The sequence below is a fragment of the Sphingomonas sp. PAMC26645 genome (assembly GCF_004795835.1).
Classification (GTDB): domain Bacteria; phylum Pseudomonadota; class Alphaproteobacteria; order Sphingomonadales; family Sphingomonadaceae; genus Sphingomonas.
Genome location: NZ_CP039249.1, coordinates 4,083,004 through 4,107,500, shown reverse-complemented (window position 1 = coordinate 4,107,500; position 24,497 = coordinate 4,083,004). Strand labels below are relative to the sequence as shown.

The following is a 24,497-nucleotide window of genomic DNA, read 5'->3' as shown; positions in this document are numbered from 1 at the left end:
ACCATTTCGCAGTCGAAGAGACGAGGCAGCAAAGCTGCCGCGCACTACGACAAGAACGGCCAGCGCTGCAGAGCGCGCCCACAGGGCGCAGCTTAGCTGCGACTGACGGGCTCGCGAGATACGCACCATCAGCCACAACCTAGAGATGAAGAGAAACGGTTCGCCGTGCGAGAGCACGGTGATTGGGTCGAGACGACCCGTATTTGACATTGTGAATGGGTTTTTTAAAATCGATGCCGTGAGGTGCTCGATTTTGGGGACGAGGATTGCTTCGGCGGTTCGCAGGGCACTTCTGTGCAAGGCGATCTGGACGAGCGGTTCGAGGCTCCAGATATCGACATCATCATAATACAGGTTCCATCAAAGTATTACTTTGATGGATGCCTTAAATAATCTGGCTGAGATTATAATCATCCGCACCTGACAAAAGCTAACGCGCACTGCTCTGCCGAGTTGGTGATCCGAAAGGACACCCAGTGATGTCGTTGGTGGTGTGGACTCTCAAGCGTGAGGTAAGGGCAATTCGTGGATGCCTTGGCACATACAGGCGATGAAGGACGTGGCACGCTGCGATAAGCGTCGGTGAGCTGTGAGCAAGCTTTGACCCGACGATTTCCGAATGGGGAAACCCACCTATCCCGATTAATCCAAGCCGTGCGGTTCGGTCCCATCAAAGTATTACTTTGATGGGTGCCCGTAACGCAGGGTATTGGGTTAGTTAGGTTAGGTATCACTTAGCTGAATACATAGGCTTCGTGAAGCGAACCCGGCGAACTGAAACATCTCAGTAGCTGGAGGAAAAGACATCAACCGAGATTCCGTTAGTAGTGGCGAGCGAACGCGGACCAGGCCAGTGCCTGAATTTCAACTAGCAGAAGCTTCTGGAAAGTAGCGCCATAGCGGGTGACAGCCCCGTATGCGAAAGTGAGAATTCAGGACTCGAGTAGGGCGGAACACGTGAAATTCTGTCTGAACATGGGGGGACCACCCTCCAAGCCTAAATACTCGTATGTGACCGATAGCGAACTAGTACCGTGAGGGAAAGGTGAAAAGCACCCCGATGAGGGGAGTGAAACAGTACCTGAAACGGATTGCCTACAAGCAGTTGGAGGGCTTTTATGGCCTGACAGCGTACCTCTTGCATAATGGGTCTGTGACTTAATGTATCAAGCAAGCTTAAGCCGATAGGTGTAGGCGCAGCGAAAGCGAGTCTGAATAGGGCGCCAGAGTTTGATGTATTAGACCCGAAACCCGGCGATCTAGGCATGACCAGGATGAAGGTGCAGTAACATGCACTGGAGGTCCGAACCGATTAACGTTGAAAAGTTACCGGATGAGTTGTGTTTAGGGGTGAAAGGCCAATCAAGCCGGGAAATAGCTGGTTCTCCGCGAAAACTATTGAGGTAGTGCCTCGCACGAACACCTTAGGGGGTAGAGCACTGGATGGGCTAGGGGGTCGCGAGATCTACCAAACCTAACCAAACTCCGAATACCTAAGAGTGATATGCGGGAGACAGACGGCGGGTGCTAAGGTCCGTCGTCAAAAGGGAAACAGCCCTGACCTACAGCTAAGGCCCCCAAATCGTATCTAAGTGGGAAAGCATGTGGGACTTCCAAAACAACCAGGAGGTTGGCTTAGAAGCAGCCATCCTTTAAAGAAAGCGTAACAGCTCACTGGTCTAAACAAGAGGTCCTGCGGCGAAGATGTAACGGGGCTCAAGATACGTGCCGAAGCTTAGGGTGTGCCACTTATGTGGTACGCGGTAGCGGAGCGTTCCGTAAGCCTGTGAAGCGATCTGGTAATGGGTCGTGGAGGTATCGGAAGTGCGAATGCAGACATGAGTAGCGATAAAGAGGGTGAGATGCCCTCTCGCCGAAAGACCAAGGGTTCCTGCGCAAGGCTAATCCGCGCAGGGTGAGCCGGCCCCTAAGACGAGCCCGAAGGGGGTAGTCGATGGGAACCACGTTAATATTCGTGGGCCTGGTGGTGTGTGACGGATCATGTGTGTTGTCATCCCTTATCGGATTGGGATGGCTTCGAAATGGTTCCAGGAAATAGCCCCACCGTATAGACCGTACCCGAAACCGACACAGGTGGTCAGGTAGAGTATACCAAGGCGCTTGAGAGAAGTGTCCTGAAGGAACTCGGCAAATTGCCTCCGTACCTTCGGAAGAAGGAGGCCCTCACTATGCGCAAGCACTTTGAGGGGGCACAGGCCAGGGGGTAGCGACTGTTTAGCAAAAACACAGGGCTCTGCTAAGTCGGCTTCAAGACGACGTATAGGGCCTGACGCCTGCCCGGTGCCTGAAGGTTAAGTGGAGGGGTGCAAGCTCTGAAATGAAGCCCAGGTAAACGGCGGCCGTAACTATAACGGTCCTAAGGTAGCGAAATTCCTTGTCGGGTAAGTTCCGACCTGCACGAATGGCGTAACGACTTCCCCACTGTCTCCAGGACATGCTCAGCGAAATTGAATTCTCCGTGAAGATGCGGAGTACCCGCGGTTAGACGGAAAGACCCCGTGCACCTTTACTGCAGCTTCAGAGTGGCATTAGGAAGAAACTGTGTAGCATAGGTGGGAGGCTTTGAAGCATCGGCGCCAGCTGATGTGGAGCCATAGGTGAAATACCACCCTGTTTGTTTCTGATGTCTAACCTCGTTCCGTAAGCCGGAACAGGGACCCTCTGTGGCGGGTAGTTTGACTGGGGCGGTCGCCTCCTAAAGAGTAACGGAGGCGCGCAATGGTGGGCTCAGGACGGTCGGAAACCGTCTGTTAGAGTGCAATGGCATAAGCCCGCCTGACTGCGAGACTGACAAGTCGAGCAGAGACGAAAGTCGGTCATAGTGATCCGGTGGTCCCTCGTGGAAGGGCCATCGCTCAACGGATAAAAGGTACGCCGGGGATAACAGGCTGATAACCCCCAAGAGCTCATATCGACGGGGTTGTTTGGCACCTCGATGTCGGCTCATCACATCCTGGGGCTGGAGCAGGTCCCAAGGGTTTGGCTGTTCGCCAATTAAAGTGGTACGTGAGCTGGGTTCAGAACGTCGCGAGACAGTTTGGTCCCTATCTGCCGTGGGCGTCGAAATTTGAGAGGAGTTGACCCTAGTACGAGAGGACCGGGTTGAACATACCTCTGGTGTACCAGTCGTTCCGCCAGGAGCGCAGCTGGGTAGCTATGTATGGACGGGATAACCGCTGAAAGCATCTAAGCGGGAAGCCTCCCTCGAGATAAGATTTCATAGAGCCGTCGGAGACCACGACGTTGATAGATCGGATGTAGAAGTGCGGTAACGCATGGAGCTAACCGATACTAATTGCTCTATTCGCGCTTGAGAGTCTCACACCATCAATGACAACACTGGGCAACTAGCTAGCCATAAGATGCGTGCGGATGATTAAGACGACGCCAGATTGCCAATCCCCTCGCCGTCGAGGGATTGGTCGAATACCACTACAAACCTTGCACGGTATCGATTTTAAACCCTCAGGCTTCGCAGCAATGCGAAACCCTGAGGGACCCAGATATGACGCGCTCGCATGTCGCACCGGCTCCATTGCCTGGTGGCTATAGCGTCGGTGTCCCACCCGATCCCATTCCGAACTCGGCCGTGAAACCCGACTGCGCCAATGGTACTATCGCTCAAGCGATGGAAGAGTAGGTCGTCGCCAGGCATTGAAGCCCGTGCAACATGCAAAACGCAACATATCCAAAACCCATTCACAATTTCTTCTACACACCCAACGCACGCTAGCCGTGCCGTCGCGGGGTGGAGCAGCCCGGTAGCTCGTCAGGCTCATAACCTGAAGGTCACAGGTTCAAATCCTGTCCCCGCAACCAACATCTCAGACAAAACAACGACATACCGACCGCCCCCTACGCAAGAAGGGGGCTTTTTGCGTTAGCACGCTGCTAGCACAAATTTGACTTTTGCCGCCTTTTGTAAAAAACTGCGGCCATTGGTCCACTTTGTACCGGTAGCGTCGTCATGCAGCGGCACGAAATCCTAGGCGGAAAAGTCCAGATCTACAGGCGCGCGGAGGGCGGAAGCTGGCATTGCTCCGCCTCCGTCGGCAACAAGCAGCGCCGCTCGAGCACCAGGACGGACAGTCTGTCGCTGGCCAAGCAGGTCGCGGAGGACTGGTATCTCGGCTTGCGCGGCAAGCTCCATGCTGGCGTCCTGAAAAGGGAGAAGACCTTCAAGGAAGCGGCCTCGCAATTCACCCGCGAGTATGAGGTGATCACCGAGGGTCAGCGTAGCGTGCGCTGGACCCAGGGTCATGCCATCCGCTTGCGGATCCACTTGGTCCCGTTCTTTGGCGACATGGGGCTCTCGGAGATCACCGCGGGCAGAGTGCAGGAGTATCGCGTGCATCGCATGTCGTCACGCGGCGTGGCCAACCCGCACTCGCTCAGCAACCGGCCGGTGACCGACAAGGCACCGGCCTGGAAGACCATCCACAACGAGATCGTGACGCTCCGGCAGGTGCTGCATACCGCGGTTCGTCATGGCTGGCTTTCGCACGTACCGGATATATCCAGTCCGTATCGCGCCTCCAGCAAGGTCGAGCATCGGCCCTGGTTCAGCCCGGCCGAATACAAGCAGCTCTACAAGGCGACCGGCGCCTACGCGAAGGAGCCTTTCCACGAGCACTATCGCTGGAACGCCGAACAGGTGCACGACTATGTGCTATTCATGGCGAATACCGGCCTGCGCCCGGACGAGGCTTCCAATCTCGAACACCGCGATGTCGAGATCGTCGTCGACGACGAAACCGGTCAGCGCATTCTCGAGATCGAAGTTCGGGGTAAGCGCGGCGTCGGCTTCTGCAAGAGCATGCCGAACGCAGTTCGTCCCTATGAGCGCCTGCTAGGCCGTCCCAAGCCGGTTCAGGGCGAAACCCGCCGGCAGCGCAGGCGGCGAGAGCTGGAAGGTATTACGGAAGCGCCGAAGACGCCCGTGGCTGAACTGCCCAAGCCTACCGACAAGGTGTTCCCTGGCAATCACGTGAAACTCTTTAACGGCATCCTCGACAAGGCCGGTCTCAAGTTCGATCGCGATGGCAAGGCGCGCACCGCCTATTCGCTTCGCCATACCTATGTCTGTCTCCGCCTGATGGAAGGCGCGGACGTGTACGCTGTCGCCCGGAATTGCCGCACCAGCGTCGAGATGATCCAGAAGCATTATGCTGCTCACATCAAGAACATGATTAGCGCAGCGTCCGTCAACGTGCGGCGCGCGAAGCCTGCCTCCCGGCGCAAGCCGCAGCCGGTCCTGTTTGAAGACGACGAACAGAGCTGACCGGGAACCGGTCTCTCCATCAGGGCGCGGGCCGTTCACCGGCCCGCGAGCACCCCTTGCGGGGGCGACCCCGGATGAGCGTCCTTGCGGCGCTCATCCGCGCTCGTACGAGCGTTCACCTCGCAAATAATCCTCTATAGGTGTGTCGACTTACATACAAACCAAGACTGCCGGTTTGCGCCAGGCAAGGTAGTCCGTTTGCAAAGCTCTTTGGCTTAGCAACGCTCACTTCCTGCGGCCCGCATGGACGGAGTCCCCAAACGGATTGCTATGCAACCGCGCTTCGACCAGCGCGGCCGACCCAGCGAAGCCGTTGCGCATATCGGCCACTTCAGCCGCCAGATACACCCGGGCACCGGCTGGCGGCCCGATCCCCGAGCCGGACCAGTCCTGAGCACCGGTGCATCGGCCGTCGGCGCTAGGCGGACGCGTTGCCCACTGAGCAGATCACCTCGACCGCACGCCGCTCGTCTAGCAGCACGCACCGCCAGCCATACATACGCGAAGAGCAAATTTGATGTCACTTCGTAAAATCTGATACCCTCGTCCCCGGCATCGTCGCTTACGACTATCCGGGCTTTATCGTCGCCACTAAATTGCCGACGCAAGTCCGGCACTTCGAGACATCGCTAATTCGCATAATAATAGTGCATCACCGTCTTTTGCTATAGTGCTGCATCTGCGGCCCGCGGCCTACACCATCCGTAAGACGCAGAGGGCCTGATGCTTATCTCGGGCGGCCGGAGTTAAACCACAGTCTAATTCTGCACAGAGACGCGTATATGCAAATGCGGTTCTGTTTCATCGATCTGAAGCTGTTTCACTCGGTCTAATCATAACCCAAGGCTCTAACCCAACCGCTCCGGCCAACTTCTCAATCGTTTCCAGTGTTGGGTTCGCTTGCGCCCTCTCAACCGACGAAATGTAAGGAACCGAGATACCGGTCCGCTCACATATGGCGCCCTGCGTCATACCAAGATCGCGACGACGGTCTTTAAGCCGCCGCCCAAACAACCGGACAGTAGGTGAGGCACAGTCCTCTAAGTGGATGACGCTCGACATGACGTCAGGCGAACCACTGTCCAACGCGAACGACGCGCGCGCCGATCATCACCACCAAAATAGCTGAGCTAACGACACCCATCATAACCTGGTAAACGATTGGCGCAGCGTTTGGAACGAAATTTTCGGCTGGGAGAAGCAGCCGCGCGTGGGGGCGATCAGGGGATATCGCATGCCTCACCTTCCGCTTGCCGACGAAGCGACCTCTTCAAGATACCACGTGGTTCTGCCATAAATTGTAGGCGACCCACAAATTCAAACTAGCGAGACATTCAACAAGTCTAACTTTTACACTCCAGTGTGTAGATATTCCATATAGTTGACACCGCTGGTAACGCTGGAATGCCACGTCGGGGCGACATGGTGTGTATTGGTCGGACTGGCTGCTTTTGATGTATGCGGAATGTCCGCATCTATGGCAAGACTGGTGGATAGCGGCCCGTCTGCTTTCGGGCCGGTACCTTCGATAAACTGCCGTTCGTTCACATGATCAGGGAGAGAGCGAGTCGGCTGATTTCTGGTAGGTTGCGGAGCGGGCGCTTCGAGTTGCGATGTCAGATAAGCAGAGGCTTATCTATGCTGCGGAGCGGTGAATTCAAACTCCTGTTGCTGGTGGAGGGCGGACTGGTCGGGTCGAGGCGGTTGGCCACCGAAGTGGAAACCCATTCACGCTACGTATTAGGATCGAACGCCTACAGTCTATAATTCTGGAATAAGGCTCGTCAGCAAGGCTGACAGGTGAACAGTCGTTCAGATCTCCTTGAATACCTATCTGAAGCAGTGCCGTACCGGATTCGCAAGATACTGACCGACAATAGATGCGCTTCGACATGATCTGCGAGGCGAATGACATCGAGCACAGGCTTGCTAGGCCGAACCCCTCGTGGACCACCAACGCTCAGGTGGAGCGGATGAACCGCACCAGTAAGTGGGTGACCGTCATGCTGCGTTACGAGACCCACCAGCAGTTGAGGGTGCACCTCAAAGGCTTCATGGCAGCATACTCTGCCCGTTGACCAAGACGTCCAGTGGCCTCACGTCTTACGAATACATCTCCAAAAACTAGACGCCAGAGACGGGTAGATTCAGCGTCGATCCGATTCACATGATGCCGGTACTACACACCTACCTTCAGATTGGGATTGTCACACGGAGTCCGTTCATTGTTTCGCGGAAGGGTATCTGGCAAGACAATCGGGAGGTTACTGTGCGGCCATCTAGCTCGTCCAGAAGAGCTTCTTCATCATCAGTTACCTGGGGCAATTGCCCTATTTGTGCCGGATCGACGATGATGTGACAGGTGCCACACGACAAACTGCCGCCGCAGAGCGCAAGCAGTTCGTCAACGCCGCCCTCGCGAATAACTTCCATTACGGATAGTCCGGCGGTGGCCGCCAACGTTCGGGTCTTTCCTTCGCGCGTCGTTACAATCAGATCGGCCATGTCTTATCCCAAGGGTAAGCGTACTGCACCGCGAGCCGAGAGCTGGCGGGATAGATACGGTTGTCAGAAAAACGTTCGTGGCTGACGTTCGTGGGCCAATCGACGGAGTTCAGCGACCACGCGCTTATCGGACGATGCGCAAGCGGTCGCTAGATCGAATCCTAGGACACACAAAACGGGGCGTGCCTGGGTGGTAATCAATAGTGGAACCTGAACTCCACGCCGACGCGCCTGGGCGTGAGTACACCGCGGGAATAATAGCGTTCGACTACGTCGCTGCGGACCTGATTGTAGGACGAAATGTCGTTGCTGATCGCCGTCACCGCATATTTGTCGAAGATGTTGTCCGCGAACAGTCCCACTTCGAATGGCTTGGTGACGTAGGTCAGCGAGGCGCTGTGCGTCACATAGCCCGGGATCGCCTCGCCATTGCCGCGCAGGCCTACGCGCGAATAGATTTCGCCGCGGTAGATGGTTGCCCAATTCGCCTCGATCTTCCTGCCGTCGCCGAGCGGATAGCTATAGAGGAGCTGTGCGCTCCCTGAGTTTCTGGCAGACCCCGGCAGCCTGTCCCCCGAAAGCGCGTCGTCGCGAACGCCTTGGCTGGCCACCAGCCCGACGACACCCTGAGTCAGATGCGCATCGACATAGGAATAAGTGCCCGTCAGCGCGAGGTTCGGGGTGATCTTGACCGTGCCTTGGAAATCGAACCCCTGCGACACCGCCTCGGCGCCGTTCACGGTGATTCCGATCGCGCCGTTGAGCGTCTGGCTGGGCACCTGCACGCCCGACCATTTGACGTGGTAGCCGTCGAGGGTCAGCAACAGTCGCTTGTCGAACAGGCTGGCGCGAACACCCAGTTCTGCGTTGCGCGTGCGATCGGGACCGTAGCCCACCTCGTTGGGTAGCGCGCACAGCACCTGCCCACCCGCGGCGGCCCTCGCCAGATCCTCGGGCGTGCAGGCGATGACCTGGTTGACGCCGCCGACGCGGTAGCCCGTCGAATAGGTGGCATAGGCGAGCAAATTGTCGCTGAACTTGTACGAGGTGTTGGCCTTCCAGACGATGCCGTCCTTGCCGGTAGAGCCGGGCTTGAACCGGTTCGCGTTGATCGTCGTGGACGGAAACGCGCCAATGCCCACGCCAATCAGCGGCAGCGCCGATCCGCCGACGATCGTCGCGTCATACTTGAAGTAGCGGATGCCGCCCGTGACCTGCCACGCGTCGGTCAGATGAAGCGACGCCTCGCCGTAGATCGCCTTTTCGACGTTCTTGCTGTTGAGCTTCGAGACATATTCGAGGTCGTCGGGCCGCCCGGCGCCGGCAAAGTCTGAGAAGCCCGGCGTGTATTCATGCCGGTCGCTCGCATATTTCAGACGGTTGTAGAAGCCGCCGATCACCCAGCTCAGCGGTCCGCCATGCGTGGAGACGAGGCGCACCTCCTGATTGAGCTGCTTATACTTCCGTTCGTTGTTGGCATAGGACGAGAATGCGGGGAACGCCTCGTAGCCGTAGTCGAGATCAAGCAGCAGATCGGTGTTGTCGTCGACACTGCTGATGTGCTGCTTGGTGTAGGCGGTGGTGCTGACGAGCTGGGCGATGCTGCCCAGGTTAATGTTGAACTCGGCGGAGAACAGGTCGGCACTGCGATCGACTGGCTCGAGGTACCGGAACGGTGCCTCATAGTTGCCGGTCCCCAACACGCCGGCGCCATTCGCTTGGCGCCCGCCGGTCTTGGTCGTCTGGTGCGCGTAGGTCAGGTACGCCTTGATGTTGGGGTTGTACTCGAGCAGCAGTTGGTTGCGCGTGGTGAAGGTGTGCTCGTAGTTCACATCCTCCTTGCGCTTGAAGTTTGCGGAATAGTCGGCGGTGGTGCCGAGCGAGCCGGTCGAGGTGGCCGTCGCGCGACCCGGCTGCGGATCCGAGACGCCCGGCTGCTGCAGCAGGTAATTGTAATCCATGAAGCCGGCATTGTCGTAATAGCCGGTCGACGTGCGGAACGCGATGTGATCCTTGACGATCGGCAGGTTGATCGCGACGTCGCCAACCCCGCCGAACTCATCCGAATGCGACTGCGCATAGCCGCGGCCATGGACGTCTATGGAGAAGCGGTCGGTTTCCGGGCGATTGGGAATGTAGCGCACCGCGCCGGCGAGGGTGCCGAGGCCGTAGAGCGTACCCTGCGGTCCTTGTAGGACCTCGACCCGGTTGACGTCGATCAGCTTGAAATCGAGATAGAGCGGGACTTCGCCGAGATACACGCCGACTGAATTCCCGGCGTTGGCGCCGAGCACGCTGGTATCACCCGACGCGATACCGCGGAGAATGATGCCGCCGGTCGATGCCGGCCCGGTATCCGCCACAGTGACGCCGGGGACGAAGGAGGCAAGCGAACGAACATCGTCGAGCCGCAGCGATTCGATCGCCTCGGCGGATACAGCGCTGATGTTGATCGGCGCGTCCTGCAGCGTCGTTCGCCGCCGGCTGCCGGTCACGATGATCTCGTTCGTGTCGGAGGCGACGGTTGTTTCCGAGGCAGGCGTTGCGGGGGCGTTTTGCTGTTCCTGTGCCATCGCGGGCGCTGCGGTCACGCTAACCAGCGCGGTCGCGCACAATAAACCTGCGCGCGAGAATCGTCCTGCCATTTAAGCCCCCTTGGTACGTAAAACGCTATCGCCTCTCCATGTTCTTCCTGTCGGCGTCGGCGTCGGCGCCTCGCTCGGGGCCAATCGCTTATGAGCAGAGTGTGGATATTATCGGCGGACCAACATGGGGCGTTTGACGTAAGCCGGTCGCGCATCCGGACCGGGGTGCTGCAACGACCTACGTCAAACGGCGCATGCCCGGCGGAAACGCGGCGCGGTATCCCGTCGCCATGGTTCGTCACGCCACCTCGCGCGCAATACGCATGGCGCTCAGCCTGGTTTGCGCGCTGACCATGATCGCGCCGGCGCACGCGGAGCGGCAGACGCGGGCTCGACTGGTATCCTGCGGCGAGAACAGCTGCCTGCGGCTGTCAGGATATCGGGCGCTAGCGACCATGGTGGTGAGGATCGGGGACCATGATCTTTCGGTCGAGGGCGACCGTGCATGGCAGGCGACGGTTCCGCTAAATATCGCGCGCGCGTGGCCAATCGCCCGCAATTATGCGCTGCGCGTGGCCTTTGTCGATCCCGACGCGGGGACGGAGAGGGTTGAAACGGTCATGCTGCCGCCGGGGTCGCTTGGCGCTCGCACCCAAATCGCCTCGCTCATCGTCAGCGCGCGCTGACGCCGGCAAACCTGTCCTTCGTCGCGCGCTTGTGATCACACCCGGTCGGCCCTACATTATCGTCACCTGATCGCCGGAGAGCGATGGGCCCGCGAACGCAGGAGATGATGATGAAGATTGGCTTGGCGGCATGTGCCGCACTCGTGATGGCGACGCCTTCCATTGCCGCACCTGGCGGAAATCCCTTCTCGGCCGACAGCGCCGTCTTGAACCTCAGCGGGATCGACCTCGCGAGCGTCGACGGACAGCAGCGTCTCGCGATCCGGATGGACAACGTTGCGAACGCGGTGTGTGGCGAAGGGCTGAGCTCGATCCATCTGGCGCTTGGCGCACAGGCGCGTGGCTGCCGTGCGGACGTGATCGCTGATATGCGGAGCCGCATTGCAACGGCAACAGCGTCGCGGGATGTCTCGCGTCGGACGCAGTTAGCGTCGCGCTGACCAGGTGAGCGGAGCGCGCCGGGGTATCTGTGCCCCGTTGTCGCTCCGTTAAATAGCGTATGGCCGCCGCGAGCCCGGCGCTTACGGTTCGGGCATGAAGCCAACTATCCTGATGTGTGGTACCCGCAACTCAGTTTTGCCGGTGACTGCGCTTGTCTTCGTTGTGGCGCTGTCGGTTGCGGCGGTGCCGAACAGCGTAGGGCCGGGTTTCGCACGCTGGATCGATGGTACGACTTCGACCGAGCCCGAGACTCAGACGCAGCGGATCGATGACGATAGTTTCGTCATTCGCCAGTCGGTAAAAACCAATTTCGAGGCACCTTTCCTCTATCTGCTGTTCGGCACCGATCGCGCGCTGCTGATCGACAGCGGTGCGGGTGGGCTGAAGATCCGCCCGACGGTCGACCGTGTGATCGCCGAATGGCGGAGGCGTCACCGCAATCGCCCGATCCGACTGGTCGTCGCGCATTCGCATGGGCATGGCGATCATCATGATGGCGACGACGAGTTTCGCGATCGGCCGGATACCGAAATGGTCGGGCTCCAGCCCCAGCAGGTTGCTGCCTTTTTCGGTATCCGCGATTGGCCGAACACGATCGGCCGCTACGACCTCGGGCATCGCGTGCTCGATATCGTGCCGACCCCGGGACACGAGCCTGCGCACATCATGATCTATGACGCACGTACCCGGCTGATCTTCTCGGGCGACATGCTGTATCCCGGCAGGCTCTATGTCCCACGCGATCGGTTCGACGTGTTTCGCGCAAGCGCGGTTCGGCTGGCGGGTTTTGCCCGGACTCATCCGGTCCGAGCGCTGTTGGGTGCGCATATCGAGATGACGACGACGCCGGCGAAGGATTACCCGATGGAAGCTCCTGCCCATCCGTCCGAGCACGGCCTCGCGCTGCCACCGTCGGCGATCAACGAACTGGAGAAGGCTACCGCCGAGGCGAAGTCACCGCCAGGGATTGATCGCCACCCCGATTTCATCGTCTATCCGGTCGCACCCAAGCCCGCCTGAGTACGGGACCCGCATCGTAGCACGCGACCGGGCGCGGGCTCAGTTCCCGATCGTTTTGGGTTTGCGCCACCACGACATCGTGTGTGCGTCGTGAGCGGTGGTCCAAACGCCAGCGCGCGTATAGCGGAGCGCGCCGCTACCGGCAGGTGCGCCCATCCGCGCGGTGATCGCGAGCGACGTGGGATCGATCACCACGAACGTCTGCCCCGCGGTGGTGCGCAGCCACACCTTGCCCCCGCCGGTGTCGATGTCGCCGTATTTCAGCGTCTCGTCCACCTTGACGCGGCCCGTCACCGCAGCGGTCACCGGATCGATCCGGGCGACGGTGCCGTCCCCCTGTTCCTGGACCCATATCGACCCTTCGCCTGCCGCCAGGAAGCCGGGCTCGCGCCCCAACGGTGTCGTTGCGACGACGCTATTGGTGGCGGGGTCGATCTTCTGCAGGCTTTGCTGCGTGCCGCTGACCGCCCAGAGCGATCCCATGCCGAAAGTCAGGTAATAGCTGTCGGGGTTGGTCGAGATCGATGCGATAACGGCGTTGGTGGCGGGATCGACGCGCGCGATCACACCCTTGGCGTCGCTCGCCACCCAGATCGAGCCCGCGCCGGCGACGACGTTGAGTTCGCCTTTTGGATTGGCGATCCCGGTTGCGATGACGGCGGTGATCTTCGCGGTCTTCAGGTCGATACGGGACAGCGTGAAGTCCTTGCAGTCCGCGACCCAGAGCGACTTGAACGCAATCGTCATCGCGCCGCACGGATGGGCCATCGGCACTTCGGCGCGCTTGCCCTTACGCGACCAGCGCTCGACGCGGCCGCTGTTGGTGGCCCATACCGTCTTGCCGTCGACCGCGAGAAAGTCCGCGAAGCCGGGCACGGCGATGACCTGCTCGCGCGGTTCGGCGGCTGATGCGGGCGTGAATGCCGTGCCGATGCCGAACATCGCGGCGGCCCATGTCGTTGCCACTGTCTTTTTCAATCCGTGTCGCCCCTTATTCGTTCGATAATGCCGATCACGCTGCCGCTTCTGTGTCGGGCTCAGGCTGCCGCGTCTTGATCCTGTCGATCAGCGGGCGTGCCGGAAACAGGAACTGTTCCGGGATCGTCAGCCGTCGGCGCTCGTCCTGGCCCACCAGTTCGGCTTCGCCGCTGCGGTACGTGCCGAAGATGCGATCGAGCAGGATCAGCGAATTGCCGTAATTGCAGCGCGTGTCCTCGTAGGTCACCGAATGGTGAAGGCTGTGATTCTGGATCGTGGTGAACGCGAACGCGTACCAGCGTGGTGGGTCGAACCGCGTGTTGGCGTGCGCGAAGGTCGAGACCACCGCGAGGATGTTGAACGCACAGAAGATCGCGGCCTGCGGAAGATCGAGCAACGCGATCACGCTGAGGCTGATCAGGAACAGCTCGATCGGATTGCCGACCGCGCCCTTCATCGCGTTGAGCTGCGTCAGGTGATGATGCGGCGCATGCGTCGACCAGAAGAACGACTGGTTGTGCATCAGGCGGTGCAGCCAATATTGGCCGAACTCGATCAGCACGACGACCAGTGCGACCTGCACCACGAACGGCAGGTGCATCGCCCATGGCGTCGCGATGCCGAACGCGCGTTTGGCAGCCATCATCGGCTCGTCGGCGAAGGTCTTCGTCGCCCAAGCGATCACCGTGTAGCTGAGCACGACGTAGAAGACGTCCGTGAAGAACTCGCGCCTCGTCAGGCGCCAGCTCGAATGCCGCTCGTTGACCCATTCGAGCGCCTGGATCAGCGCGGTCGTCGTCAGCGTCGCGACCACGATCGACCAGGGGTTGGCGATCCAGTCCGCCGGGCCGAACGCCCAGAACAGCAGGACGGCCGCGACCATCACCGGCTGCACGTAGCTCAGAAGCAGTTTCTGCATCATAGGCACCTGATTGGGTCGGCGGTGAATGCGACCGCGCTGCGACGTGACGTTAGGATGGGACGGCTTGCGTCGCAGGTGTGCGAATGACGTACGCCGGCGGCTAGTCGACGGTGATCCCGTGGCGTTCCAGGAAGTCGCGTGCAGGCGCCAGCGCATCGGCGTGGAGGCGCCAGCGATCGATCGAGTCCCGGTAGAGCGGCCGGCGGACCTGCGCGGCGCTAGGTGTCGAGACCGGCGCGGCGTTGGTATGGAAATCGAGGCAGGAATCCGACCAGTCGAGTCCGCAATGCGCGAGCAGGCGGGCGGTCTGCTCGCGCTGGTTGTCGACGAGCGTCTCGTACTGGAGTTCGAACACGCGGCCGGGCAGCGCCTCGCGCCACAGCGCCATCATGCAGTCGAAGCGTTGGTAATAGGCGGCGATGTCGAGCAGGTCGTAGCTATAGTCGTAATAGCGCGATCCGACCGCGAACAGGTTGCGGAAGTTGGCGATGATCGTGTCCATCGGGTTGCGGCGGAGGCAGACGATCGTCGCGTTGGGCAGGGCGCGGGCGATGATGCCGACATACAGGAAATTGCCCGGGAATTTGTCGATGACATGCGGTTTCGTACCGGAAGCGTGGGACGCGGCGCGAGCGATATAGTCTCGACCGATCGCGCCGAGGTCTGCGCTGGCGGCGGCGCGGATCGTCTCGGGATCGAGCACGGTTCGGCTGCGCGTTCCCGCCGCGGCTTTTACCGCGAGCGGCATCGCCTGGAGTTCGCCGGCGCTCTCGACGTCTGGGTGCGACGACAGGATGCGGTCGACCAGCGTTGTGCCCGTGCGCGGCATGCCGACGATGAAAAACGGCGATGCGGGTGATGGGTTCGCGACCCGGGCCTTCGCGATCGTCGGCCAGCACGCCTCGACCGCATCGAAATTGGCGGCATCGTCGGCGAAGCGATACGGCATGGTTGCGCGATGCTCGACATTGGTCTCGGCGAGGATGGTGAACGCGGCGTGCGGATCGGCGAGGTCGTCGATCTCCTTGGCGAGCGCGTAACCGAGCAGCAGGCGGTCCCGCGGTGTCCGCGTAGCCTCTCGTACGGTCGAGAGCCGGTCGATATGGTTGCGATCCGGTGTCTGGCGGCGCAACCCGGCCAGCAGATGGTGCGCGCGGGCGTCCTCCGGGGCCAAGGCGAGCAGGCCTTCCAGCGCCTGTTCCGCTTCGTCCTGCCGCCCGAGGAAGCTCAGCGCGGCGGCCTGGTTGTAGCGGAACGCGGTGTTGGCAGGCGCTCGTCGCACGGCTTCGGCGAAGTGGGGAAGCGAGGCGGCGTGATCGCCCAGCCGTGCGTACACGCAGCCCATCGTGTCGCGCCCGAGCGCGTCGGTCGGCGGTGACAGCTCGGCGGCGGCGAGCGACGATGCGGCGTCCGCATCCCGCCGCACGAGCGTGTAGAGACGTGCGAGTTGCGCCTGATATTCGCCGCACCCGTCGAGCGTGACGGCCGTTTCGATCAGGTCTATCGCGATGCGCACCTTGCCGAGCGCGGCCGTGCTGATCCCGGCGAGGAAATTCGCCTCGGCTGCATCCGGCGCTTCCGTGCGCCAGCGGGTCGCAGCGGCAAGCGCGCCCTCGTTGTCGCCACGTGCGAGCGCCGCCCGGATAGCGGAGGCGCGGGTGGCCGTGTCTGCGGTTCGATCCATGCGCCCTCGACTTAGCGCGTCAGCGTGGTGACGGCGATCGCGGTCGCCGACGCACGGTTTTCTACGCCCATCTTCTCGAAGATCTGCTCGAGATGCTTGTTCACGGTGCGCGGACTGATCTCCAAGATTTCGCTGACCTCGCGGTTCTGCTTGCCGCGGCTGATCCAGAGCAGGACTTCGGCCTCGCGCGAGGTGAGCCCGTGCTGGGCGGCGAGCATGGCCTGCTCCTCCCCTTCGTGGCGTTCGGTCAGGCGGAACACCCACTGGTCCGCGGCGGTGTTGCGCAGCAGGCCGGCTTCCAGCGTGCGATCGCCGGCTGCCACGGTGACGCGCGCTCCCGGCATCGGAGGGCTAGCCTGCAACACGCGCAGCGCCGCCAGGAAAGGCATGGGCAGCCCACCGGATGCGCAGGACCAGCCGGGAAACAGTCGTTCTAGCATCGCGCTCGCTGCCGGGGTGAGCCATTGCGGCTCGCCCGCGCCATCGACTGCCAGCGCCGGCCGGCCGCTCATGTCGAGTGCCAGCTGGCTGCCATGCGCGACGCGCGCCGTTGCCAAGTGCACCCGGATGCGCGCCAGCAGCTCCTCGATCACGATCGGCTTGCTGACGAAGTCGATGCCGCCAGCGTTGAGCCCGCGGACGACATGCTCCGTCTCGGTCAACCCGGTCATGAAAATGATCGGCAGATGCTGAAACGCCGGAATGGCCTTGATGCGCAGCGTCGTCTCGAACCCATCGAGATTGGGCATCACCGCGTCCATCAGGATCAGGTCGGGTGTGATATTCTTCAACAGCGCGAGCGCGGCGAGACCGTCGATCGCGATCAGGACGGTCATCCCGGCGCTCTCGATCGTCGTGGTCAGGAACCGCAACGCCTCGGGCGTGTCGTCGACGACGAGGATGACCGGCCGTGCCGCCTCTGCGGGTTCAACGCGCATCGTCGAGCGTCTTCTGGAACGAGGCGAGATCGAGGTCGATCAGCTGGCGCCTGAGCACGGCAACAAAGGGGGCGGCGGTCGGTATCGTCTGCTCGAACATATCGAGCGCGTTTTCCAACCCGCGGAGGTGACCGATCCTCGCGAGGTCGCGCAGGCGATCGAGGAAGGGCAGGGCCGCTGCGGGCAGGGGGGCCAATGCTGCAGGGGTCTCGGGTATGTCGGGTGCCGCAGCTTCGTCCCAGCGCAGATCGAGCTGCGTGCCGATAAGCGAGATCAGCGCGTCGAGTTCGACCGGCTTCGTCACGAACGCATCGTGGTTGCTGCGGTCCTCCCCACCGATATTGAGTTCATGGACGTCGGCGGACACCATCACGATCCGCAGCGCTGTGCCGTGCGTGGCGCGCAGCCGAGCAGCGACATCCCACCCGCTCATCCCGGGCATCTGGATGTCGAGCAAGACGATATCGGCAGGCGTGCGCTCGGCAAGCAGAAGCCCGTCCGTTCCATTCGCTGCGGTATGCACCGCGAAACCCAGCGCGGCGAGCAGCGACTGGAGGATGGCACGCTGCGCGGGATCGTCGTCTATCACCAAGACGGTCCTCGGCGGTCCCGCATAGCCGGTGATCCTCGCCCCCTGCACGGGCGCGCGCGATGCGACCATCGGGGCGGGCAGCATGATGCGGAAGCGGAAACTGCTTCCGACGCCCGGCGTGCTTTCCACCGCGATGTCGCCGCCGAGCACGCTGGCCAGCACGCGTGTGATGGCGAGCCCCAGCCCGATGCCCGGCTGACTTTGCGCTTCCGCCGAGTTGCCGCGCTCGAACGGTTCGAACACCCGGTCGAGATCGGTCACGGCAATCCCGATGCCGGTATCGCGAACCTCGATATCGGCGACTTGGCTGCGATAGCGGACCGTGACGGCGACGCTACCCGATTGCGTGTACTTGATCGCGTTGGAGACGAGGTTGATGAGAATCTGGCGCAGGCGCTTCTCGTCCGCCTTCACTTGCGCTGGCAGCCGATCGTCGACGTCGAGCGTCAGCGCCAGGCCCTTGGCGGCCGCTTGCATCCGAAACATGTCGACGATGTGGTCGAACAGCCCGCGGATGTCGATCAGGTCCGAGCGGATCGTCAGGACGCCGCTCTCGATCCGCGAGATTTCGAGCAGCCCTTCGACGAGGTTGGTGACATGCTCGGCGGAGCGACGGATGATCGTCCCGACTTCTGCGCCCGACAGCGTGTCGTCGCGTTCCAGCAGCTGCGCATAGCCGTAGATGACGTTGAGGGGCGAACGGATCTCATGGCTGACCGCGACGAGGTAGCGGGTCTTCGCCTCGTTGGCGGCCTCGGCCGAGAGCTTGGCGCGCTCAAGCTCGGCCAGAGTCGCCGCATGGGATGCGTTCGCCGCGGTCATGACCCGCCTGGACGCGGCAGCGTGGCGATATAGGCGCGCCAGCCGCCGAGCGCGGTGATGTCCTCCGCGCCGACGATCGCGCGCGGCTCGGCGACGAAGCCCTTGACGGTCGATCCGTCGGCGAGCGTCACCGAGCCGATCGCAAGAGGCGCCAGGACCTCCACGACGAAGCTGCCGAATGCGGCAACGTCGAGCTCGTAAACTTCCACCGCGATCGCGGCGCCGTCCTCTTCGCCGACGTGGATCAGCGCAGGCTTGGGCGGTGTGGAATTGGCCATCGCGTACAGTCGATAGGTTGGCGCGGTGGTGGTGGCACTGATCAGCCGCGCCTCGCGGGATGTCAGCTGCCAGTGGAGCGGCATGCCTTCGAGATGCGCGCCGACGACGGCGAGTTTCACGGTTTCCATACTATCCTCGATGTTCAGGGGCGGGGGTGGGGGAAGCGCGGCGGCGGCGAGATAGGCCTCGCCGGCGTCGAGCAGGCCCTGGTCGGTCCAGGCGGATGCGATCAGCGTGATGCCGAAGCCGGTGCCGTTGTCGCGCCAGCCAGCGGGAATGGCGAGCGCGGCCATGTCGAGCAGGTTGACGAAATTGGTGTAGAGACCGAGGTTGCTGTTAAGCGCGATCGGTGCCGCACGCATCTCGGCGATCCGGTAGATCGTCGGCGTGGTCGGCAGCGCGAGCAGGTCGATATCCTGCCACATCGCGTCCGCGATCCGCTGAAGCGCGGCGAGCCGATACTGACCCTCGAAGACGTCTACGCCGCTGACGGAACGTCCGGATTCCATGATCGTGCGCACGGTCGGGTCGATCGCTTCGGGGCGTGTATCCAACAGAGGCAGGGCTGCGGCGGTGCGTTCCGCCACCCAGGGGCCGCCGTAGAGCAGCATCGCCGCCTCGCGCAGGGGCGCCATGTCCACCTCGACCAGTTCGGCGCCCTCCGCGGCGAGTGTCGCCAGTGCCTGTTCGTACAGGCGGGCGGCGGTGGAGTCGCCGAGGAAGATACGCTGGTCGGGCGCTGGTACGCCGATACGGCGCGTGGCGACGGGACGGTCCTCGCGTGGGCGGGAATAGGTGTCGGTGCGGTCGAAGCCGGTGACTACCTCGTCGACCGCGCGCGCGTCGGTGATGGTGTGAGCCAGCACGGTGATGCAGTCGAGCGTGCGACACGCCGGCACCAGCCCGGTGGTGCTCCAGCGGCCTTTGGTAGGCTTCATGCCGATCAGGCCGTTGAACGCGGCGGGGACGCGACCCGATCCGGCGGTGTCGGTGCCGAGCGCGAACGCTACCAGTCCGGCCGCGACCGCCACTGCCGAGCCGGAACTCGATCCGCCACTGACATAGGCGCGGTTGAATACGCATGCGGGTGCGCCGTAGGGGCTGCGGGTGCCGTTAAGGCCGGTCGCGAACTGGTCGAGGTTGGTCTTGCCCATCGGAATCGCGCCGGCCGCGATCAGGCGTTCGACCACCTCGGCCGAGACCGTCGGCGTGTAGGCGAAGTCGGGGCAGGCGGCGGTGGTCGGTACGCCCGCCAAGTCGATATTGTCCTTGATCGCGAACGGCACCCCGGCAAGCGGCAGTACTTCCCCCGCGGCGATCCGTGCGTCGACGCGGCGTGCGTACTCCAGGACATCGTCATCGACGATGCGCGTGATCCACACCGCGGGCTGGATCGCCGCATAGGCGTCGATACGTGCCAGCGCGGCTCGGGCGACGCTGACCGCATCGGTACGCCCAGACGTAACCGCGGCGGCGATATCACCGACCTGGAAGGCGACGTCCATCACGCGACTTCCACCGCGAGCATCGCCCCGCCGGGCGATAGCGGTTGTCGCTCCTGGACGTAGATGCGGCGTATCGTACCCGTGACGGGGCTGATCACGGGGGATTCCATCTTCATCGCCTCGATGATGCCGATCGTGTCGCCTTCCGTCACTTCCGCCCCTACGGCGACCAGTAGCTTCCACAGGCTGCCGCCGAACGGTGCCTCCACCAGTTCGCAGCCTTCGGGTACGTCGATCTCGGCAGTCGCTGCGCCAGCGTCCGCTTCCTCGGTCAGCGCAGCGACGCGGTCGAACTCGCCGTTGCGTTCCCAGTCGGCACGTTCCTCGGCGAAGGCCGCCTGACGCTGCATCTGGAATGCGGCGATTGACGAGGCGTTGTCGGCAAGGAAGGCGCGATATTCGGAGAGGCGGAACACCTCCTCCTCGATCCGAATGGCGCGCCGGCCGAGCGGGAAGTCGCGGCGCCACTCGGTGAGTTCCTCGTGGCTGACCGGGAAGAAGCGGATGCGGTCGAAGAAGCGCAGCAGCCACGGCTTGCCGTCACGAAACGCGTCGGTCTGGCGCCAGGCGTTCCACACCTGGATGGTGCGGCCGAACAGTTGGTATCCGCCGGGACCTTCCATGCCGTAGATGCACATGTAGGCGCCGCCGATGCCGACCACGTTGGGCGGCGTCCAGGTGCGCGCGGGGTTGTATTTGGTGGTGACGAGGCGGTGGCGCGGGTCGATCGGCGTGGCCACCGGTGCGCCGAGATAGACGTCGCCGAGGCCCATCACGAGATACTCGGCATCGAACACGATCCGCTGCACGTCGTCGATGCTGTCGAGCCCGTTCACGCGGCGGATGAACTCGATGTTGTCCGGGCACCACGGCGCATCGTCGCGCACCGATTCCATGTATTTGTCGATCGTCTGGTAGATCGCCGGGTCTTTCCACGACAGCGGCAGGTAGATCACGCGCGACGGGATTTCGAAATCGTCGAGGCCACCGAGCCGCTCCTCGGCCGCGGCGAGCGCATCGAGCAGCGACGCCTGCGAAAGCTGCCGGCTGTCGTAGTGGATCTGCAGCGAACGGATGCCCGGGGTCACGTCAATGATGCCGAGAAGCGCGGCCTTTTCGACTTCGAGCATCAACGCGTGAACGCGGAGCCGTAGTTCGAGATCGAGCATGATCGGGCCGTATTCGACCAGCAGGTTGCGATCGCCCTGCTGACGATAGGTGACGGCGGGGCGTACGCCTTGTGCCTCGATCGCGCGCAGGATCGGCGAGCCGAGCGCGTTGTCGGACTCCGCTGGTTCAGCCGTCGGAGCCGATAGCGTAGCGACGAGTTGGTCCTGCGCCTGCTCGGCCGCGACCGCTGTCGCATTGTCGATCGGTGCGAAGCGGACACTGTCGCCCGGGGCGAGCTGCCCGACCTTCCACAGATCCGCCTGAGCCACGACGAACGGACAGACGAAGCCACCGAGCGAGGGACCGTCGGGACCGAGGATGATCGGCATGTCGCCGGTGAAGTCGACAGCGCCGATCGCATAGGCATTGTCGTGGATGTTCGACGGGTGAAGCCCGGCCTCGCCGCCGTCCTTGCGTGCCCAGTGCGGCTTGGGCCCGAGCAGGCGGACGCCGGTGCGGTTGGAATTGTAGTGCACCTTCCAAGCCGTGCTGCGCAGCATCGCGATGTCGTCGGGGGTGAAAAAATCGGGGGCGCCGTGCGGGCCGTAGAGGACGGCAAGCGTCCATTCGCGGGTGATCACCGGTCGGTCGGCAAACGCTAGCGTTGCGGCGGGTGCGCTGGGCAGTTCGGTTCGGGCAAGATGCAGAGTGTCGCCGGTCATCACCGCGCGCCCGGCATGGCCGCCGAACTCGCCTAGCGTGAAGGCGCTGCGGCTGCCGAGGAACAGCGGCACGTCGAGTCCACCGGCGATCGCGATATAGCCGCGCATGCCGCCACCCGCGACGCGCCCGATCTTGAGGATCTGGCCGGCCGCAATGTCGATCGGCTCGTAGGAGGACACTGGCGTGCCATCGACGACTGCACCGAAATCGGCGCCGGTCAGGCAGATCCGGGTGGCGACGTTGAAGAGCAGCGTCGGCCCGGCGGCGGTGATCTCGAGCCCTGCCGTGTCTTCCGCGTTGCCGAGCAGCCGGTTGCCAAGGCGAAACGCGAGTGCGTCCATCGGCCCAGAGGGCGGTACGCCCACATCCCACAGGCCTAGCCGGCCGGGGTAATCCTGGACCGTGGTGGACGCGCCGCCCGCCAGCACGCGGATCGACCGTGGTGTGTAGGCGATGTCAGCAAGCGCGCGGGTCGAGACCTCTCCGCTAGTGAACACCGGCGAGCGCACGACGGTACGCAGCCAGTCGAGATTGGTCTCGATCCCGGCGATTGACGTGGCGTCGAGCGCGTCCTGCATTGCCTGCACCGCGGCGTCGCGGGTGGGTGCGGTGACGATCAGCTTGGCGAGCATCGGATCGTACCAGCTCGAAACCTCGGTGCCGGCGGCGATCCAGCTGTCGACGCGCGGACCTTCGGGGAACGAGACACCGACCAGCCGGCCCGAGCTGGGTCGGTAATCCTGCGCGGGATCCTCGGCATAGAGGCGGACCTGAATCGACGCGCCGACGGGCTTCGCCTCGAAACCGTCAAGGAAGGCAAAGTCGCCGGCGGCGCCACGCACCATCCATTCGACCAGATCGACACCGGTGACCTGTTCTGTGATGCCGTGCTCCACCTGAAGCCGGGTGTTGACCTCGAGGAAGAAGAAGTCGTCGCGTTCGGCGTCGTAGAGGAACTCGACCGTTCCCGCGGACCGGTAATCGGCGGCGGTGGTGAGGCGGACGGCGGCGTCGATCAGCGCCTGACGCGTGGCGGCGGGGAGCAGGGGGGCGGGGGTTTCCTCGACGACCTTCTGGTTGCGCCGCTGGAGCGAGCAATCGCGCTCGCCGAAGGCGACGACATTACCGGCGCCGTCGCCGAAAACCTGGACCTCGATATGCCGTGCCCGCGCGACATAGCGCTCTAGGAATACGCCGCCGTCGCCGAAATTGCCTGCGCCGAGGCGGGCTACGGTGGCGAAGCCCTCGCGGATATCGGCCTCGTCGGTGCAGACCTTCATGCCGATGCCTCCACCGCCCGCGGTCGCCTTGAGGATGACTGGGTAGCCGATCCCCGCTGCCGCCTTGACCGCGGCGGCTTCGTCCTGGAGCAGGTCGGTGCCGGGTGCGAGCGGCACGCCCTGCGCGGCGGCGAGATCGCGCGCGGTGTGTTTCAGGCCGAAGGCACGGATGTTGTCGGGGGTCGGACCGATGAACGCGATGCCGCGCGCGGCGCATGCCTCGGCGAAGGCGGTGTTCTCGGACAGGAAGCCATAACCGGGATGGATCGCTTCGGCGCCGGTCGCCTCGGCCGCGGCGAGGATCGCTTCGACATTGAGGTAGCTCTCTGCCGCTGGCGGTGGACCGATGCGGACCGCCTCGTCGGCCTGAGCAACGTGCGCGGACCCGGCATCGGCGTCGCTGAACACCGCGACCGAACCGACGCCCATCGCCTTCAACGTGCGGATGATGCGGCAGGCGATCGCGCCGCGATTGGCGATCAGGACCTTTTTGAGCATCACGCCGAAACCTGCATGCGCACAGGCGTCGGGTTGAAGCCGTTGCAGGGATTGTTGACCTGGGGGCAGTTGGACACGACCACGATGACGTCCATGTCGGCGCGCAGGTCGACGGTCAGCCCGGGCGCGGAAATGCCGTCGACGATGCCGAGCGTGCCGTCAGCCTCGACCGGCACGTTCATGAAAAAGTTGATGTTCGACACCATGTCGCGCTTGCCGCGGCCGGCGCGGATATTGGCGTCGAGGAAATTGTCGACGCAGCTATGCTGGGCCTTGGTATGGTGGCCGTAGCGCAAGGTGTTGGACTCGCACGAGCAGGCGCCGCCGATCGTGTCGTGATAGGCGACGCTGGTCCCGGTGATGGTCATCATCGCGCGACCTTCGTTCGACAACAGTACCGCGCCCTCGCGCAGGAACAGGTTGCGCTGCGCCGCGATCGTGTCCTGCGCGCTGTATCGCTCGGAATCGTCGGCGGCGGCATACATCAGGAAATCGACCGCCTGATTGCCTTCGAGATCGACGATGCGCAGCGTTTCACCAGCGGCGACGCGGTGCATCCACGGTGCGCGGGCGGGGACGATTTGGTCGTGGCGGATGGTACCGGGGAGGGGGGCAATGGTCATATCG

Annotated in this window: 15 protein-coding genes, 2 tRNA genes, 2 rRNA genes and 1 pseudogene (1 of these 20 running past the window's edge); 9 read left to right on the top strand and 11 right to left on the bottom strand. The window is 62.6% G+C overall.

Annotated elements, in window-relative coordinates:
• From E5673_RS18710 to E5673_RS18690, 5 genes are all read left to right on the top strand, one after another.
• Positions 1-4 (top strand) — tRNA-Ala (locus E5673_RS18710) (it extends 72 nt beyond the left edge of the window).
• 498 nt (positions 5-502) lie between these two features.
• Positions 503-3,336, top strand: a 23S ribosomal RNA gene (locus E5673_RS18705).
• A 223-nt stretch (positions 3,337-3,559) separates the two neighbouring features.
• Positions 3,560-3,674 (top strand): 5S ribosomal RNA (gene rrf / locus E5673_RS18700).
• An 89-nt stretch (positions 3,675-3,763) separates the two neighbouring features.
• Positions 3,764-3,840 (top strand) — tRNA-Met (locus E5673_RS18695).
• A gap of 148 nt (positions 3,841-3,988) precedes the next feature.
• Positions 3,989-5,302, top strand: a complete 1,314-nt coding sequence (locus E5673_RS18690) for a site-specific integrase (protein ID WP_136191164.1) — start codon at positions 3,989-3,991, stop codon at positions 5,300-5,302.
• A gap of 801 nt (positions 5,303-6,103) precedes the next feature.
• On the opposite strand, the gene E5673_RS18685 is transcribed toward E5673_RS18690, so the two are convergent.
• Positions 6,104-6,364 carry a helix-turn-helix transcriptional regulator gene (locus tag E5673_RS18685; RefSeq protein ID WP_136191163.1) on the bottom strand — a complete coding sequence of 87 codons (261 nt, stop codon included), beginning with the start codon at positions 6,362-6,364 and terminating at the stop codon, positions 6,104-6,106.
• Between the two features lie 824 nt (positions 6,365-7,188).
• On the opposite strand from E5673_RS18685, the pseudogene E5673_RS18680 reads away from it, so the two are divergent.
• Positions 7,189-7,424, top strand: a pseudogene (locus E5673_RS18680) (IS481 family transposase); the annotation flags it as partial.
• 71 nt (positions 7,425-7,495) lie between these two features.
• On the opposite strand, the gene E5673_RS18675 reads toward E5673_RS18680, so the two are convergent.
• Both E5673_RS18675 and E5673_RS18670 read right to left on the bottom strand, forming a co-directional pair.
• Positions 7,496-7,807: a 2Fe-2S iron-sulfur cluster-binding protein gene (locus E5673_RS18675; RefSeq protein WP_136191161.1), complete on the bottom strand. Its 312-nt coding sequence runs from the start codon at positions 7,805-7,807 to the stop codon at positions 7,496-7,498.
• Positions 7,808-8,004: 197 nt separating this feature from the next.
• Positions 8,005-10,398 carry a TonB-dependent receptor gene (locus E5673_RS18670; protein WP_348769875.1) on the bottom strand — a complete coding sequence of 798 codons (2,394 nt, stop codon included), beginning with the start codon at positions 10,396-10,398 and terminating at the stop codon, positions 8,005-8,007.
• A 284-nt stretch (positions 10,399-10,682) separates the two neighbouring features.
• Between E5673_RS18670 and E5673_RS18665 the strand changes: the two genes are divergently transcribed.
• From E5673_RS18665 to E5673_RS18655, 3 genes are all read left to right on the top strand, one after another.
• The gene (locus tag E5673_RS18665; protein WP_136191159.1) at positions 10,683-11,078 is read left to right on the top strand and encodes a hypothetical protein; all 396 of its coding nucleotides are present in this window, start codon (positions 10,683-10,685) and stop codon (positions 11,076-11,078) included.
• Positions 11,079-11,182: 104 nt separating this feature from the next.
• The gene (locus E5673_RS18660; protein ID WP_136191158.1) at positions 11,183-11,518 is read left to right on the top strand and encodes a UrcA family protein; all 336 of its coding nucleotides are present in this window, start codon (positions 11,183-11,185) and stop codon (positions 11,516-11,518) included.
• A gap of 94 nt (positions 11,519-11,612) precedes the next feature.
• The gene (locus E5673_RS18655) at positions 11,613-12,539 is read left to right on the top strand and encodes an MBL fold metallo-hydrolase (RefSeq protein WP_247599479.1); all 927 of its coding nucleotides are present in this window, start codon (positions 11,613-11,615) and stop codon (positions 12,537-12,539) included.
• A 39-nt stretch (positions 12,540-12,578) separates the two neighbouring features.
• On the opposite strand, the gene E5673_RS18650 is transcribed toward E5673_RS18655, so the two are convergent.
• From E5673_RS18650 to E5673_RS18615, 8 genes are all read right to left on the bottom strand, one after another.
• Positions 12,579-13,481 (bottom strand): YncE family protein, encoded by a 903-nt coding sequence (locus E5673_RS18650; RefSeq protein ID WP_136191627.1) that lies wholly within the window; start codon positions 13,479-13,481, stop codon positions 12,579-12,581.
• Positions 13,482-13,551: 70 nt separating this feature from the next.
• Positions 13,552-14,436 carry a sterol desaturase family protein gene (locus tag E5673_RS18645; RefSeq protein WP_136191157.1) on the bottom strand — a complete coding sequence of 295 codons (885 nt, stop codon included), beginning with the start codon at positions 14,434-14,436 and terminating at the stop codon, positions 13,552-13,554.
• 103 nt (positions 14,437-14,539) lie between these two features.
• Positions 14,540-16,123, bottom strand: coding sequence for a sulfotransferase (locus E5673_RS18640; RefSeq protein WP_136191156.1), 1,584 nt, complete (start codon positions 16,121-16,123; stop codon positions 14,540-14,542).
• A gap of 11 nt (positions 16,124-16,134) precedes the next feature.
• Complete coding sequence (locus tag E5673_RS18635; protein WP_136191155.1) at positions 16,135-17,061, bottom strand: DNA-binding response regulator; 927 nt, start codon at positions 17,059-17,061, stop codon at positions 16,135-16,137.
• Entirely contained in the window at positions 17,051-18,475 is a 1,425-nt protein-coding gene (locus E5673_RS18630) for an ATP-binding protein (protein ID WP_136191154.1), read from the bottom strand. The genes E5673_RS18635 and E5673_RS18630 overlap by 11 nt, the downstream gene beginning before the upstream one ends.
• On the bottom strand, positions 18,472-20,259 hold the full coding sequence (gene atzF / locus E5673_RS18625) for an allophanate hydrolase (RefSeq protein WP_136191626.1): 1,788 nt from the start codon (positions 20,257-20,259) through the stop codon (positions 18,472-18,474). Before atzF ends, E5673_RS18630 begins: the two co-directional genes overlap by 4 nt.
• Positions 20,259-23,870 (bottom strand): urea carboxylase, encoded by a 3,612-nt coding sequence (gene uca, locus E5673_RS18620; RefSeq protein WP_136191625.1) that lies wholly within the window; start codon positions 23,868-23,870, stop codon positions 20,259-20,261. The genes atzF and uca overlap by 1 nt, the downstream gene beginning before the upstream one ends.
• Positions 23,870-24,493: an urea amidolyase associated protein UAAP2 gene (locus tag E5673_RS18615; RefSeq protein ID WP_136191153.1), complete on the bottom strand. Its 624-nt coding sequence runs from the start codon at positions 24,491-24,493 to the stop codon at positions 23,870-23,872. The genes uca and E5673_RS18615 overlap by 1 nt, the downstream gene beginning before the upstream one ends.
• Positions 24,494-24,497: the final 4 nt, after the last annotated feature.

Bases quoted from the DNA above. Each gene is read 5' to 3' on its own strand.
- E5673_RS18690 (WP_136191164.1), top strand. From the start codon at position 3,989: ATGCAGCGGCACGAAATCCTAGGCGGAAAAGTCCAGATCTACAGGCGC.
- E5673_RS18685 (WP_136191163.1), bottom strand. From the start codon at position 6,364: ATGTCGAGCGTCATCCACTTAGAGGACTGTGCCTCACCTACTGTCCGG.
- E5673_RS18675 (WP_136191161.1), bottom strand. From the start codon at position 7,807: ATGGCCGATCTGATTGTAACGACGCGCGAAGGAAAGACCCGAACGTTG.
- E5673_RS18665 (WP_136191159.1), top strand. From the start codon at position 10,683: ATGGTTCGTCACGCCACCTCGCGCGCAATACGCATGGCGCTCAGCCTG.
- E5673_RS18660 (WP_136191158.1), top strand. From the start codon at position 11,183: ATGATGATGAAGATTGGCTTGGCGGCATGTGCCGCACTCGTGATGGCG.
- E5673_RS18655 (WP_247599479.1), top strand. From the start codon at position 11,613: ATGAAGCCAACTATCCTGATGTGTGGTACCCGCAACTCAGTTTTGCCG.
- E5673_RS18650 (WP_136191627.1), bottom strand. From the start codon at position 13,481: ATGTTCGGCATCGGCACGGCATTCACGCCCGCATCAGCCGCCGAACCG.
- E5673_RS18645 (WP_136191157.1), bottom strand. From the start codon at position 14,436: ATGCAGAAACTGCTTCTGAGCTACGTGCAGCCGGTGATGGTCGCGGCC.
- E5673_RS18640 (WP_136191156.1), bottom strand. From the start codon at position 16,123: ATGGATCGAACCGCAGACACGGCCACCCGCGCCTCCGCTATCCGGGCG.
- E5673_RS18635 (WP_136191155.1), bottom strand. From the start codon at position 17,061: ATGCGCGTTGAACCCGCAGAGGCGGCACGGCCGGTCATCCTCGTCGTC.
- E5673_RS18630 (WP_136191154.1), bottom strand. From the start codon at position 18,475: ATGACCGCGGCGAACGCATCCCATGCGGCGACTCTGGCCGAGCTTGAG.
- atzF (WP_136191626.1), bottom strand. From the start codon at position 20,259: ATGGACGTCGCCTTCCAGGTCGGTGATATCGCCGCCGCGGTTACGTCT.
- uca (WP_136191625.1), bottom strand. From the start codon at position 23,870: ATGCTCAAAAAGGTCCTGATCGCCAATCGCGGCGCGATCGCCTGCCGC.
- E5673_RS18615 (WP_136191153.1), bottom strand. From the start codon at position 24,493: ATGACCATTGCCCCCCTCCCCGGTACCATCCGCCACGACCAAATCGTC.